The sequence below is a fragment of the Dactylosporangium fulvum genome (assembly GCF_025137375.1).
Classification (GTDB): Bacteria; Actinomycetota; Actinomycetes; order Mycobacteriales; family Micromonosporaceae; genus Dactylosporangium; species Dactylosporangium fulvum.
This window is the reverse complement of sequence record NZ_CP073720.1, coordinates 10,348,535-10,362,576: the sequence shown is the minus strand read 5'-3', so window position 1 is coordinate 10,362,576 and position 14,042 is coordinate 10,348,535. Positions and strand designations below refer to the sequence as shown.

Below are 14,042 nucleotides of genomic sequence, written 5' to 3'. Positions count from 1 at the left end.
TACCGGTGTTGTAACCGGGCTTTCGCGGGGTGGCGCCAGGCGGAATCTGGGCCCGCCGCAGCCCGGCCTCAGTTACGAAACAGGCCCTAATCCTGAGCGGAACGCTCCTGCGCCGGCAGGGCCTCTCGCCGGCCCGTCAGCAGAGCCGCCTCGCCGGACAGGAGGAGCAGCCACAGCGTGCTGCCCGTGCCGCCCAGCAGCCACTCGTTGGTCACCGTGCTCACCAGGGCCGCCGGGAGCAGCACCAGCAGCCAGGGCGGGGCGTGAGCACGGCGGCGCCAGAGGTTCCACAACAGCAGGGCCACGCCGACCACAAAGGTCAGTACACCCATGACGCCCGCCTTGCGCAGCGCGGCGATCGGGGCGTTGTCGACCGTCAGCTTGATGTCCGGACCGCTGCTGGCCCGATACACCGTGGCCCGGGCATCACGGGTGTTGCCCAGCAGTTTCTCCGCGACGCTGTCCGCCCGCCAGTCCGCCGCGACCTGTCGCCACGTCTCCACGCGACCGCTGCTCATGCCGGCGTCGCCGCCGTACCGCTCCTTGACGATGAACGACGGCCCGTTGACGATCAGGACCGCGACCAGCGCGACAGCCGGTACGACCGCCTCCGTCCGTGACACGAAGACATACGCCGCCGCCGCGACGAGCAGCACCAGGAATCCGGTGCGCGAGTCACTGACGCACAGGATCAGTGCCGCGAGTGCCACGACACCGGAGCGCTGCCACCAGGCCGGCGTGCGGTCGGCGCCGATCCGGATCGCGGCCAGCACCGAGACCAGCGCCATCGCGTTCGGGTGGTACAGCAGCCGGCGCATACCCCAGAAGCGGTACTCGAACCCGGTGCCCCACGGGGTGTCCGGCACGACGTGCGGTGAGGTGAACAGGTTGCCCGAGCCGGCGAGCAGCAGCACCGCGAGGCCGAGCACAAACGACACCGCGATCCCCAGGCTGAACCGCGCACCGGCGAAGGCGACGACGACCAGCACAACCAGGCCGAAGTACCCGGCGTAGAGCAGCCGCTGCAGCGCGATGTCGGCCTTGAGCACCAGCAGCGCGCCGAGCACACCCAGCACCCAGTATGCGACGCCGAGCCACGCGACGCCGAGGCGGAGCGGCAGGGCGGGCCGGGTCCAGTACGACCGCGTCCAGTACAGGAACAGCAGCCCCGACAGCAGCAGGAGGGTCCACACCACGATGCCGGTGTCGGTGTACGTCCAGCTGAGCACCCCCGCGGCGACGAAGACCGCACCCACGACGAGCCCGCGCCGGTCGGCCAGCGGCAGCAGCGACACGCCGAGCGCGCCCGTCGCGCCGGCGATCAGCCCGGCCAGCAGGGCCAGCAGCGCGTCGGTGGCGCTGTCGTCGACCGCGAGTTCGACCGCCCCGGCGGCCAGCCCGGCGGCCACCACCGCGGCGATCGTCCACCGGGCCCGCAGCGTCACGACCGAGCGCGCACCGACTCGTAGATGCCGATCAGGCGCTGGACCAGGACGTCGGGGGAGAAGTGCTCCTGGTACCGCCGCCGGGCGACCGGGGCGAGCGCGGCAGCGCCGTCGGCGGCGGCCCGCAGACCTTCGGCGAGGGAGGCGGCGTCGGGCTGGACGACCCAGCCGGCGTCACCGGCCAGGAACGGCATGCCGCCCCGGTCCGTGACCAGCACCGGCCGGCCGCCGGACAGCGCCTCCAGGATGATCGTCGGCAGCACGTCGTGCCACGTCGACGCGGCGATCACGCAGGCCGAGGCCGCGATCTGGGCCCGCACCCCGGCGTTGTCGAGCGGCCCCACGTAGGTCACGTCGGCGCGTGCGGCGGCGGTGGACTCGGCGAGCGGCCGCAGCGGGCCGTCGCCGACGATCCGCAGCTCGCCGAGCGAACCGACCGGATGGCGCTGCCACGCGTCGAGCAGCAGCTCAAGGCCCTTCTCCGGGGTCAGCCGCGCCGCGTAGAGGAACCCGGTGCCCGGCGTGGTCGCCGCACCGCCGTCCGGGATGCCGTTGGGCTTCACCGTGATCCGCTCGGACGGGATGCCGAAGTCCACGAGATGGGCGGCGATCCGGTCGGTCAGCGCGATGTAGCGGTCGACGTGCCGCCAGGTGCTGCGGTGGTACGCGAGGGTCGCCGCCATGACCGCGGACTGCGCCTTCGAGTCGCGGTAGCAGGTGTGCCGGATCGCCGGCAGCGCGAACGCCTTGCCCCGGCACTCGGTGCAGATGTGCCCGTCGCGGAAGTACAGCCCGGGGGCGCAGACCTGCCGGTAGTTGTGCACGGTGTGCACGACGGGCACTCCGTGGGCGTGTGCGGTCTTCACGACCCACGGTGATATGAGCGGATACGGGTTGTGAAGATGCAGAACATCCGGTTTTTCGGATGCCAGCAGCCCCGCCAGCGCTCGCTGCGAGGCGCCGTTGCGGATCGGTGACAGTGGCAGCAGCACCTTCTGCGCGGTCGAGAACGTGCCGATCTCGTCGGAGCTGCGCAGGAACGGCAGCACCGTGAGCCCGGCCTCCGTGAGCTGCGCCATCTCCGCATCGACGATGACGTTTTCCCCGGACGGCTGACCGGACGCATATTTGTTGTGCGCGACGACGACCTTCATGGCGGGCTTCATGACGGAAAAAGCCTACGGCCCGTGATTTGCGGCAGACTGTACGGGTGCCCGAGCTTCCTGAGGTCGAGGCGCTCGCCGCGTTCCTGCGGGAGCGCGCCGTCGGCCACACCGTCGAGCGGATCGAAGTGTCCGCCATCAGCGCGCTGAAGACCTTCGATCCGCCGATCACCAGCGCCGCCGGACAGCCGATCGCCGGCGCGTCCCGGCACGGCAAGTTCCTCGACATCCACGTGGGTGATGACCTCCACCTCGTCGTCCACCTGGCCCGTGCCGGCTGGCTGCACTATCGCGACAGCTTCAACGCCAAGACGCCGCTCAAGCCCGGCTCCGGCCCGATCGCGCTGCGGGTGCGCCTCGACGACGACAGCGGCTTCGACCTGACCGAGGCCGGCACGAAGAAGAGCCTGGCGGCCTATTTCGTGACCGACCCGCGGGTCGTGCCGGGCGTGTCGCGGCTCGGCCCCGACGCCCTGGCGGTGTCCGAGGACGAGTTCGCGGCCGCCATACGGTCACGAAACGGTCAGATCAAGGGCGTCCTCACCGACCAGACCATCCTCGCCGGGGTCGGCAACGCCTACTCCGACGAGATCCTCCACGCCGCCAAACTGTCACCCTTCGCGCTCACCAACAAGATCACCGACGAGGCGATGGGCCGGCTCCACGCCGCCATGCGCACCGTCCTCACCGACGCGGTCACGAGGTCGGTCGGGCAGAAGGCCGCCACGCTCAAGTCCGAGAAGCGCTCCGGGCTCGCGGTCCACGCGCGCACCGGCCTGCCCTGTCCGGTCTGCGGCGACACGGTCCGTGAGGTGTCGTTCGCCGACACGTCGTTGCAGTACTGCCCCACCTGTCAGACCAACGGCAAACCCTTGGCGGACCGCAGACTGTCCAAGCTCGTACGCTGACGCGGTGCGCCGTGCCTTTTCGTTCGCCTTCGCCGCCTTCTTCCTCTTAGGGGTCGCCTGGGCGCTTGCCCTGCCGGTCAACGGCACGTATGACGAGAAGCAGCACCTGGTCCGCGCCTATGCGGTGTGGACCGGCCAGTGGCTGCCGCACGACCGCGCGGCCGACGCGAGCGGCATCGAGACCAACGCGTTCACCGGTCCGCGCAGCCTCCTGCCGGAGAACGCCGACTGCACCTGGCTCGACAAACCGCAGTACCACCCCGCCTCCTGCCTGGTCACTACCGGTGATCGCAGCGATACGCTGGTGCCGAGCGCGGCCGCGCGGTACAGCCCCGTCTACTACGCGCTCATCGGGCTCCCGCTGCGGATCAGCCCCGACAACACCGGCCTCATCGGGTCCCGCCTGCTCTCCGCGGCGCTGACGGCGCTCCTGCTCGCCACGGCCGTGGCGCTCGCCGTTCGCGCCCGCAACCCGCTGCTGACCGCGGCGGTCGTGCTCGCCGCGACCCCGATGGTGATCAACCTCAACGGCTCGATCAATCCCAACGGCATGGAGATCAGCGCCGCGATCCTGCTCTTCGTCGCGGTCCTGACCCGATCGATCGGCTGGCCGGCGGGGATCGCCGCCGCCCTGCTGTTCACGATCCGCGATCTGGGACCGTTTTTTGCGGTGGCAGTGCTGGCGGTGTCACTCTTCGTGACTCGAACGTCCCCTCGCGAGCTGCTCCGGCGGCCGTTCCTCATCCCGGCTGCGGCGGGCGTCGTGTTCGCGCTCTTCTGGATGGCCGTCGCCGCACGCGGCAGCGACCTGGAAACGACCCGCCCGATCCCGCCGACGACGTCCGGCGCCATCCTGCGCGACATCGCCGACGCCCGGGCCGAGTTCTGGGTCCGCCAGATCATCGGCCAGTTCAACTACGGCGAGACGACGGTCTCGATCGGCATGATCGGGCTGTGGTACCTCCTGATCGCCGCCCTGGTGCTCCCCGCGCTGTACTTCGGCGACCGCCGGCTGCGGGTGGCCATCGTCACCACCGGTGTGGCGAGTGCGGTGCTCCTGGTGGCCCTCGAGCTCTACTTCGCGCCGAAGGTCGGGCACTTCGCACACGGCCGGTACGTCATGCCCCTCGGCGTCGGCGTGGTGCTCATGGCGGGGGTGGTCGAACGTTACGCAGCGTGGTTGTCCGGTAAGGGTTGGCTTCGGCCTTTGGTGCTGATCGGGGTGGTGTTGACCGTACCGATGCAGCTCTATGCCCTGGCTCGTGTCATGACGCGGTTCCAGCACGGCATCAGCCATGGGCTGGATCCGCTGGGTGGCACATGGCAACCGCCGGTCGGCAGTTTGCTGCCGCTTCTGTGCTGTTTGGTGGGCGCCGTGCTACTCGGGGTAATTGTCACGCGGAGTTCTGTCCGGCCTACGGCACAGCACTCGACAGCGAACACGTTGAGCAACTAGTGTCGGCCGGTCGTCGTCGGTTGCCACGGCTGCCATGGCACACTCTTGATGTGCTTTCCGGTGTCCGTGAACCAACCAGCAAGACGGACGCAACTCAACCGGTCGAGCAGTTGAGCGCCGCGGTCCAGCATCGCGGTGCGAGAGGACGCACTGAGGTGACCGCTAGTCTCCAACGTCCGGCCACCCCGCCGAGCCGGAGATCGACCTTGGGTGAACTCGACAGTTTCGAGATCCTCCCGGACCACGAGTTGACGACGTCACTCGGCCCCAACGGCGTGCCCCGCTCCAGCTGGCAGCGCACCAAGCGGGCCTCGCGGTGGCATCGCCCCTATGCCGCACTCCTGCTGCTGCTCGACTTCGGCGGAGCGGTGCTCGCGAGCCTCACGGCGACGGCCAACCTGGACCCGAACAAGACCACGGCCGGCTTCCATGGGCAGCCCGGCCTGTTCAACCTGATCGCCTACGTACTGCTCCCGGCGGTCTGGATCCTGGTCCTGTGGGGCCACGGCGCCTATGACCGGCGATACCTCGGCACCGGCACCGACGAGTTCAAGCGCGTGGTGCGCGCCTCGTGGACCGTCGTGGCGATCGTCGCCTTCGCGGCCCTCACCTTCAAGACCGACGTGTCCCGGACCTCCGTCGGCGCGGCCCTCGTCGGCGCGATGTTGTTCGTGCTGTTCCTGCGCTATCTGGCCCGCCGTGCCCTGCACTTCGGGCGGACCAGGTTCCACCTGGCGACCCACCGGGTGCTGCTCATCGGCACGCTGCAGGAGGCGCTGGAGGTCCACCAGGCGATCGCCCGCGACCCCGCCTCCGGCCTGGTGCCGGTCGGCATCCACCTGACCGAGGGCTACGCGCCGCACCCGAGCAGCACGACCCCGGTGCCCGTGCACGCCGGCCGCGACATCCTCTCCCTGGTCCGTGAGATCAACGCCGACACGATCGCGGTGTGCGGCTCCGCCAGCGCCGAGCCGGTCGAGCTGCGCCGTCTGGCCTGGCAGCTCGAGGGCACCGGCATCGACCTGGCCGTCGCGCCGCAGCTGACCGACATCGCCGGCCCGCGCGTGCACATCCGGCCGATCGAGGGCATCCCGCTGCTCTACGTCGAGGAGCCGAAGCTCTCCGGCATCGGCTGGCTGTTCAAGACGGTCATGGACCGCGTGCTCGCGCTCATCGTCCTGCTGCTCGTGCTGCCGTTCTTCCCGATCATCGCCCTGGCCATCAAGATCTCCGACCCCGGCCCGATCTTCTTCCGCCAGCCGCGGGTCGGCCGCGAGGGCAAGACGTTCAAGGTCTGGAAGCTCCGGACGATGTACGTCGACGCCGAAGAGCGCCAGGCCATGCTCGACGACCAGAACGAGAGCGACGGGCTGCTCTTCAAGATGAAGAACGACCCGCGGGTGTTCAAGGTCGGCAAGTGGCTGCGCGCCACGTCGATCGACGAGCTGCCCCAGCTCCTCAACGTCCTGGTCGGCGAGATGTCCCTGGTCGGCCCGCGTCCCCTGCCGGCCGAGGACGGCGACTTCCTGGGCGACGTCCGCCGCCGGCTCCTGGTCCGCCCCGGCATCACCGGCCTGTGGCAGGTGAGCGGCCGGAGCGACCTGTCGTGGGACGACGCGGTTCGCCTGGACCTGTACTACGTCGACAACTGGTCCCTGGTCCTGGACCTTCACACGATGTGGCGCACCGTCGGCGTGGTGGTCTTCCGCAAGGGCGCCTACTAGAGAGGTCACCCGATCCGCTTGCCGGCGGATCGGGAGCCTTGTGCGGAGCGGTGTCCCGTCCGCGATCGGGCTCGTGGGTGGCCGCTCGGGGCCGGGCCGCAGGCGTGCGGGTGACCCGCCGCCCGGACCGCCCCGAACCGCGCTGCCGTGGTCATGCCTCGCCGGCTACGGGTCGCTCTCATCAGTCTTGATCGTTGGAATGATATGGCTGCCCCGGCAAGTGGCCCTGGCCGCGGTTTCGACCAAGCCCGACATTCTTGATCGCGTCCGCTGCGCCCTTCAGGCTTCAGCACCCGTGATCGCGAACTTGCCGCAATCATGGCCAAGCGCCGGCCGACGAGCACGGGACCAAGGGGGTCGCGTTTCATGATCACGGGGGCTTGGTGTTGCTGGATCGGCACGGAGCCTCCGCGCTCATGAGCGATTGGGGTTGTTGTCGTGGGTTCCGGCCGGTTTGTGGCCGTGATCGCGGTGCGTTCGCGATCACGGGTGTGGCGGTTGGGTCTGGCCGGGTGGTGCGGCCGCGGTTGGTAGATCAAGGGAAACTTCGGGCTGCCTGGGCAGCCAGATGTTTTCGACGATCAAGGAACCCGGGGTCGGGCCAAGCGCGGAGCACGGCCACCCCGCACCACGGGGTGGCCGTGCGCCGCAGCCCGACTTTGCGGCGCGGCACTGCACCACGGCCCAGCACCGCGGCACTGCGCCGCGGCCCACCGCGGCCCACCGCGGCCCAGCACTGCGGCCCAGCGCGGCCCAGCACTGCGGCCCGGCGCGGCCCAGCACTGCGGCCCGGCGCGGCCCAGCACTGCGGCCCGGCGCGGCCCAGCACTGCGGCCCGGCGCGGCCCAGCACTGCGGCCCGGCGCGGCCCAGCACTGCGGCCCGGCGCCACGGCCCGGCGCCGCTTGGCACGATTCTTCACATGATCACGGAGACTTGGTGCACTCCTGGAGCCTGTTGCGCAATTCGGATTCCTCGCGCGTCAACCCCAACAACCGCGCTGATCTTGGAGTTGTGGTCCTTGACAAATCCGGACAAATTCGGAGGTTCATGGCGCCACAACTCCAAGATCGGCGCGTAGTTGGGCCGCCGACGCTGTCCCAGCGAATTGCGCAACAGGCTCCCTGGCTGCACAAACGCTCCGCGATCATGAAACTGTGGCCGCCGTGCCCCCTCGTGATTGTGAACGTATCGCGATCATGAGCCACGACCCGCCGGAACCACGAAGCAACGCCGAGCCTCCGCGATCACGAGTCCGGCCGGCGGTCGGCCCGGCAGGGCGCCGACCGTGGCGGAACCCGGCGGCCCGACGACCAGCTCCGTCCACCGGTCAAATGATCACTAGACGTCCCTCGTGATGTTGACCTTGGTGGACTTCGGTGGTCAGGACCACGGAAATCCACCAAGGTCAACATCGCGGCCGTGTCCTGATGTTTCGGACAGTGTCGCGCCGGTCGGGAAAGGTGACCTACCCAAGGCGGGTGAAGGCGGGCAGCATGAGCGGCGTGGGAGGGAACCTCGCGGCGGCCCTGGTGGTCATCGTTCTTGCGGTCGCACTCGCCGCCGCGGTCTACGCCGTCGCCCGGCTGCGCAGCCGGCGGGCCATCGCCACCGCGGCGCAGCGGGCCACGTACGACGTCCTCCACATCGCGGCCCTCGCCGCCGACCCGTTGCGGACCGGGCTCACCGAGGCCGCCGCCGGTAAGGCCGTCCGGCATCTGCGGACCCTCACCGGAGCCGCCGGCATCGCGGTTACCGACGCCGAGCGGGTGCTCGCCTTCGACGGCGCCGGGGACCACCACCGCGAACAGGTCGCGGTCGCCGCCGCGAAGGCGGTGACGGCCGGGCGCTCCACCGTGCTCAGCAGCGGCGAGCTGCCCTGCGATCTCGTCGACTGCCCGGTGCGCGGCGCGGTGGTCGTGCCGCTGGTGCTGCGGGAAGGCGCCCTGGTCGCACTGTCCGACGGTCCGCCGGCGCCGGGGCTGGTGCAGGCCACCGCCGAGACGGCCCGCTGGGTCGGCACCCAACTCGCACTCGCCGAGCTCGACACCTCGCGCGCCCGCCTGGCCCGTGCCGAGGTGCGGGCGCTCCGGGCGCAGATCAGCCCGCACTTCATCTATAACGCGCTCACCGCGATCGCCAGCTTCGTCCGCACCGATCCGGAGCTGGCCCGCGAGCTCATCCTGGAGTTCGCCGAGTTCACGCGGTACTCCTTCCGCGCGCACGGCGAATTCACGACGCTGGCCGAGGAGTTGCGTTCCATCGACCGGTACCTCACGATCGAGCGCGCCAGGTTCGGCGAACGCCTGCAGGTACGGCTCCAGATCGCCCCCGAAGTCCTGCCGGTGACCCTGCCGTTCCTCTGCCTGCAGCCCCTGGTCGAAAACGCTGTGCGGCACGGGCTGTCGCGCAAGCCCGGGATGGGCACGATCAGCATCGTGGCGCGAGACGCCGGCGCGGAGTGTCACATCACGATCGAGGACGACGGCGTGGGCATGGACCCGGCCGCGCTGCTGTCCAGTGACGACGGCGTGGACACCGGTCAGCACGTGGGCTTGCGCAACGTCGACGATCGGCTACGTTCGGTCTTCGGGGACGGCTTCGGTGTGGTGGTCGAAACCGCACCCGGCGCCGGGACGAAAGTGAGCATGCGGGTGCCGAAGTTCCATCCGGGAGTCAGGAGCAGCGCGTGAAGGGCGTGATCGTCGAGCCGGCCCAGACCGGCTACCTGCGTGTGCTCGCCGTCGACGACGAGGTGCCCGCCCTCGACGAGTTGGCGTACCTCCTGCGCGCCGACCCCCGCGTCGGCAGGCTCCACACCGCCGGCGACGCGACCGAGGCCCTGCGGGTCCTGCGCGACGTCGACGTCGATGCGGTGTTCCTCGACATCCGCATGCCCGGCCTGGACGGCATGGAACTCGCCCGTGTGCTGGGCCGGTTCGCCAAGCCCCCGGCGGTCGTGTTCGTGACGGCGTACGACGACCGCGCCGCCGAGGCCTTCGACCTGGGTGTCGCCGACTACGTCCGCAAGCCCGTCCGTGCCGACCGGATCGCCGAGTCGCTGCGCCGGGTGCTGGCCGCCCGGCTGGTCCCCGCGCACCCGGCGGTGGCGGGCCGGCGGGACCGGCAGGACGATCCGACGATTCCCGTCGAGCTCGCCGGCACGACCCGGATGCTGCCCAGGTCGTCGGTGCGCTGGGTGGAGGCGCAGGGCGACTACGCGCGCCTGCACACCGCCGACGCCTCACACCTGGTCCGTGTCTCGCTCGCGACGCTCGCCGAGCGCTGGGCCGACGCCGGGTTTGTGCGGGTGCACCGCTCCTACCTGGTGCAACTCAAGCTGATCACCGAGCTGCGGATGACCAACAGCGGTTACGTCGTGCTCATCGACGACCACGAGCTGCCGGTCTCGCGGCGCCACACGAGGGAGCTGAAGGACCGTCTCGTCCGCGCCGCCAAGTCGTGGACCTGACGAAGTTTCTCCACAAAGCCTCCACATTGCCGACTGAGGCCCTGCACGAGCCGGGAATACGCTGCCAAGCATGAACGCAGCAGGGGAGCGCCGGCGGGTGCTGGTCGTCGAGGACGAGCGGATGATCGCCGAGTCCATCGCGGTGCGCCTGCGTGCCGAGGGGTTCGCGGTCGACCAGGCACACGACGGGCCCTCCGCGGTCGCGGCGGCCAAGCTCATCCGGCCCGACCTGGTCGTCCTCGACGTGATGCTGCCCGGGTTCGACGGCCTCGAGGTCTGCCGGCGGATACAGGCCGAGCGGCCCGTCGCGGTGCTCATGCTCACCGCCCGTGACGACGAGACCGACATGCTGGTCGGGTTGGCGGTCGGCGCCGACGACTACCTCACCAAGCCGTTCTCGATGCGCGAGCTGGCCGCGCGGGTCCACGTCCTGCTCCGGCGGCTCGAACGGCTCGCGCAGGTGCAGCCCGATCCCGACCAGGCCCCGATCGTCCTCGGCGACCTGGAGATCAACCGGGCGCAGCGGCGGGTCACCCGCGCCGGCGTGGAGGCCCACCTGACCCCGACCGAGTTCGACCTGTTGGTCAACCTCGCCACGAGGCCCCGGACGGTACTTCCCCGCGAGCGCCTGCTGGCCGAGGTCTGGGGCTGGGCGGACGCGTCGGGGACCCGTACCGTCGACAGCCACATCAAGGCGCTCCGCCGCAAGCTGGGCGCCGACCTGATCAGAACGGTCCACGGCGTCGGATATGCCCTGGAGTCGGCATGAAGCAGTTCATGGATCTCCTGCCCCGGCCGCTCGACCCGTTGCGGTCGATCAAGCTCAAGCTCGCGGTACTGCTCGTCGGGTCCGCCTGTGCCGGCATGGCGGTGTTCCGGATCGGCATCGGTTGGCTCCCGCCGTCGACGACGTTGATGGCGCTGACGGTCGGCCTGCTGACGTCGCAGATCCTCGCGCACGGGGTCACGTCGCCGCTGCGCGAGATGACCGCCGCCGCCCGGGCGATGGCGCGCGGCGACTACTCCCTGCGGGTGCGCGCGACGTCGAAGGACGAGGTCGGCCAGCTCGCGGTCGCGTTCAACCAGATGGCGAGTGAGCTCGCCGCCGCCGACCAGCAGCGCCGTGAACTGATCGCCAACGTCTCCCACGAACTGCGGACCCCGATCTCGGCGGTCCAGGCGGTCCTCGAGAACATCGTCGACGGGGTCGCGGACCCCGACCCTGCGACGCTGCGCACCGCTCTCGCACAGACCGAGCGGTTGGGCCGACTGGTGACCGAACTGCTCGACATCTCGCGTCTTGACGCCGGAGTCGTACCGCTGGAGCGCGAGACCTTCTACCTCGAAGACCTCTTGCACGAGGTGGTGGCCGAGGCCGAGGTCAAGGCCACGGCTGCCGGATACAAGGTCGAATACCTCTCCTGCTCCTTCCCCGAGAACGCCCTGGTCAGCGCCGATCGGGCCCGTTTGCACCACGTGCTGACCAACCTCGTCGACAACGCCACCCGCCACAGCCCCGACTGCGGCACGGTTACGATCATCGGCCGCAGGGACGCGGACCGGGTCATGATCGAGGTGGCCGATGAGGGCCCCGGCATCCCACACACCGAGCGCGAACGCGTCTTCGAGCGGTTCACCCGCGGCGCCCGCGCCTCCGGCGGCGGCACCGGCCTGGGCCTGGCCATCGCACAGTGGCTGATCCAGCTCCACAACGGCACGATCGCCGTCATCGAACAGCCGGACAACCAGCCCGGCTGCCGCATCCGGGTGACGCTGCCCGTTTAGCGGTCCTCCGCAGCCCCGTTCCCCGCGGCCGCGACCGGCGCATGCCGCCGGTGGCGCGGATCCGTGCGCCCTGAGGAGCCTCGTCATGCCAGCTTCGCCGGACGACCACGCGAACGACCAGCACCACGACCCCGCACCGGAAGGGGAAAGACCCCCGACACCCGCGGCCCGGGACCGCCCGGTGCCGTTCTCACCACCCGCGCCCCGGGCCGCACCGCCAACTGAACCCCCGGCACCCCCTCGAAGCGCCGCGCCCGGCGGCCAGGGTGGCGCGCAAGGTGGTCAGGGTGGCGCGCAAGGTGGTCAGGGTGGCGCGCAAGGTGGCCAAGGCGCCGCGCCCGGCGGCCAAGGCGGTCCACGCAATGACCACCACCACAACCGCCAGAGCGGCCCGCCGCACAACGGCCCCCGGCCGAGCACGCCGTACCAGGGCGGTGCCCCGGTCACGCACCCCACCGGTGCCCCCGGCATGCACCCGAGCGGTGTCCCGCAGGTCGCGAACGTCCTCGCCACCTACCCGGCGCCGCCGGGTGGACAGCCCCCGTTGGGGCCCCGGCCGGTCAACCCGGCCCTGATCAGCCCGGTCCCGCTCGGGCCGCCCCAGCCGACGCTCTTCCAGCGACGCTGGCCACAGCGATCCGCCGCGGCTGAGCGACCGGTCCTCATCGGCGGCATCCTGACCGCTGTCATTGCCGCCGCATCGGTACCGATCGACCGCCCCGGCATCGGCTGGCCCATCGCCGGGCTCGGGCTGCTCGTCTCGCTCGCCGTCGTGCTGGTGAAGACCGGGCACGGCACCGGCCGTACCACTCCTGCCGAGGCGATGAGCTGGAGCGTCGCGGCGCTGGCGCTGCTCTCGGTCGGTGCGTTCCGCGCGGCCGGCTGGCTTTTCCTGCTCTGCCTGCTGGCCGCCTTCGGCTGTGTGGCGCTCGCGGTCGGCCGGGGCCGTCGCGTGCCGGCCGTCCTCATGGCGGTGGCCAACCTGCCGATCGCCGGTTGCAGATCCCTGCCGTGGGTGCGGCGGGGGTTCGTCCGGCAGCGCCACGCCGACGGCGCCGACAACCTGATCCGCCTGATCCTCTCGATCGGCCTCGGTGTGGTGTTGCTCGTCGTGTTCGGTGCCCTGTTCGCCAGCGCGGACGCGGCGTTCGACCGGGTCGTGTCGGGCGTCCTGCCCGACTTCTCCGCCGCCACGGTGGTCCGCTGGGTGTTCGTCGCGGTCGTCGCGGCCTGGCTGCTGTTCGGCGTCGCATACCTCATCGACAGTCCGTCGTCGATTGGTGACGGACCGTCCGGCGAGCCGCGCACCGTGCGGCGGATCGAGTGGCTGGTGCCGGTCGGCGCGCTGCTGCTGATGTTCGTCCTCTTCGTCGCCATCCAGCTGACGGTGCTCTTCGGTGACCGGGACTACGTGATGCGTACGGTGGGGCTGACCTTCGCCGAGTACGCCCGCAAGGGCTTCTGGCAGCTGCTCGTCGTAACGCTGCTGACCCTCGTCGTCATGGCCGTCACGGTGCGCAAGGCGCCCCGGGTGACGGCCACCGACCGGATGCTGCTCCGGGTCGTCCTCGGCCTGCTCGCCGCCTGCTCACTGGTCATCGTCGCGTCCGCACTCCGCCGGATGGATGTGTACCAGGACGCCTACGGCTTCACCCGGCTGCGGGTCCTGGTCTACGCGTTCGAGCTGTGGCTCGGTGCCCTGTTCGTGCTCGTCCTGATCGCCGGGCTGGGGCGGCGGGCGAACTGGCTGCCGCGGGTCGCGGTCGCGCTCTGGGTCGTGACCCTGCTCGGCCTCGCGGTGCTGAACCCGGACCGGTTCATCGCGGCGCGCAACGTCGACCGGGTGAACGCCCACAACGCCGACGTCTGGTACCTGCGGACGCTCTCCGCCGACGCCGCGCCCGAACTCGACCGGCTGCCACCCGGGGCACGGGAGTGCGCGCTCTCCGACATCTCGGAGGACCTGGCCGAGAATCCGGACGACTGGCGCGGCTGGAACCTGGGCCGTTCGCAGGCCCGGCAGATCGTTCCCGAGCGGGTGCGGTCCACGGGGTACCCCTGCTACCGGCGGTACTGAGCGTCCGGAGATC

10 protein-coding genes are annotated in these 14,042 nt (G+C 70.6%); 8 read left to right on the top strand and 2 right to left on the bottom strand.

The genetic code is table 11. The features are described 5' to 3' along the window. Window positions 1-86: 86 nt before the first annotated feature. Together Dfulv_RS47800 and Dfulv_RS47795 are read right to left on the bottom strand one after the other, a co-directional pair. Complete coding sequence (locus tag Dfulv_RS47800) at window positions 87-1,445, bottom strand: hypothetical protein (RefSeq protein ID WP_259860422.1); 1,359 nt, start codon at window positions 1,443-1,445, stop codon at window positions 87-89. Further along, window positions 1,442-2,599, bottom strand: coding sequence for a glycosyltransferase family 4 protein (locus Dfulv_RS47795; RefSeq protein WP_259869671.1), 1,158 nt, complete (start codon window positions 2,597-2,599; stop codon window positions 1,442-1,444). Before Dfulv_RS47795 ends, Dfulv_RS47800 begins: the two co-directional genes overlap by 4 nt. A gap of 56 nt (window positions 2,600-2,655) precedes the next feature. Here Dfulv_RS47795 and Dfulv_RS47790 point away from each other — a divergent pair, with 56 nt between their 5' ends. From Dfulv_RS47790 to Dfulv_RS47755, 8 genes are all read left to right on the top strand, one after another. Further along, a complete protein-coding gene (locus Dfulv_RS47790) occupies window positions 2,656-3,516 on the top strand; it encodes an Fpg/Nei family DNA glycosylase (RefSeq protein WP_259860421.1) in 861 nt (286 codons plus the stop codon). Between the two features lie 4 nt (window positions 3,517-3,520). Beyond that, complete coding sequence (locus tag Dfulv_RS47785; RefSeq protein WP_259860420.1) at window positions 3,521-4,972, top strand: DUF2142 domain-containing protein; 1,452 nt, start codon at window positions 3,521-3,523, stop codon at window positions 4,970-4,972. 206 nt (window positions 4,973-5,178) lie between these two features. Then, a complete protein-coding gene (locus tag Dfulv_RS47780; RefSeq protein ID WP_259860419.1) occupies window positions 5,179-6,696 on the top strand; it encodes a sugar transferase in 1,518 nt (505 codons plus the stop codon). 1,504 nt (window positions 6,697-8,200) lie between these two features. Next, window positions 8,201-9,388 carry a sensor histidine kinase gene (locus Dfulv_RS47775; RefSeq protein WP_259869668.1) on the top strand — a complete coding sequence of 396 codons (1,188 nt, stop codon included), beginning with the start codon at window positions 8,201-8,203 and terminating at the stop codon, window positions 9,386-9,388. 5 nt (window positions 9,389-9,393) lie between these two features. Further along, complete coding sequence (locus Dfulv_RS47770) at window positions 9,394-10,167, top strand: LytR/AlgR family response regulator transcription factor (protein ID WP_259869655.1); 774 nt, start codon at window positions 9,394-9,396, stop codon at window positions 10,165-10,167. Window positions 10,168-10,237: 70 nt separating this feature from the next. Continuing rightward, entirely contained in the window at window positions 10,238-10,936 is a 699-nt protein-coding gene (locus Dfulv_RS47765) for a response regulator transcription factor (protein ID WP_259860418.1), read from the top strand. Then, the gene (locus Dfulv_RS47760) at window positions 10,933-11,952 is read left to right on the top strand and encodes a HAMP domain-containing sensor histidine kinase (protein WP_259860417.1); all 1,020 of its coding nucleotides are present in this window, start codon (window positions 10,933-10,935) and stop codon (window positions 11,950-11,952) included. The genes Dfulv_RS47765 and Dfulv_RS47760 overlap by 4 nt, the downstream gene beginning before the upstream one ends. Window positions 11,953-12,421: 469 nt before the next feature. Then, window positions 12,422-14,029 (top strand): DUF4153 domain-containing protein, encoded by a 1,608-nt coding sequence (locus Dfulv_RS47755; RefSeq protein ID WP_259869652.1) that lies wholly within the window; start codon window positions 12,422-12,424, stop codon window positions 14,027-14,029. The last annotated feature ends 13 nt before the right edge of the window (window positions 14,030-14,042 follow it).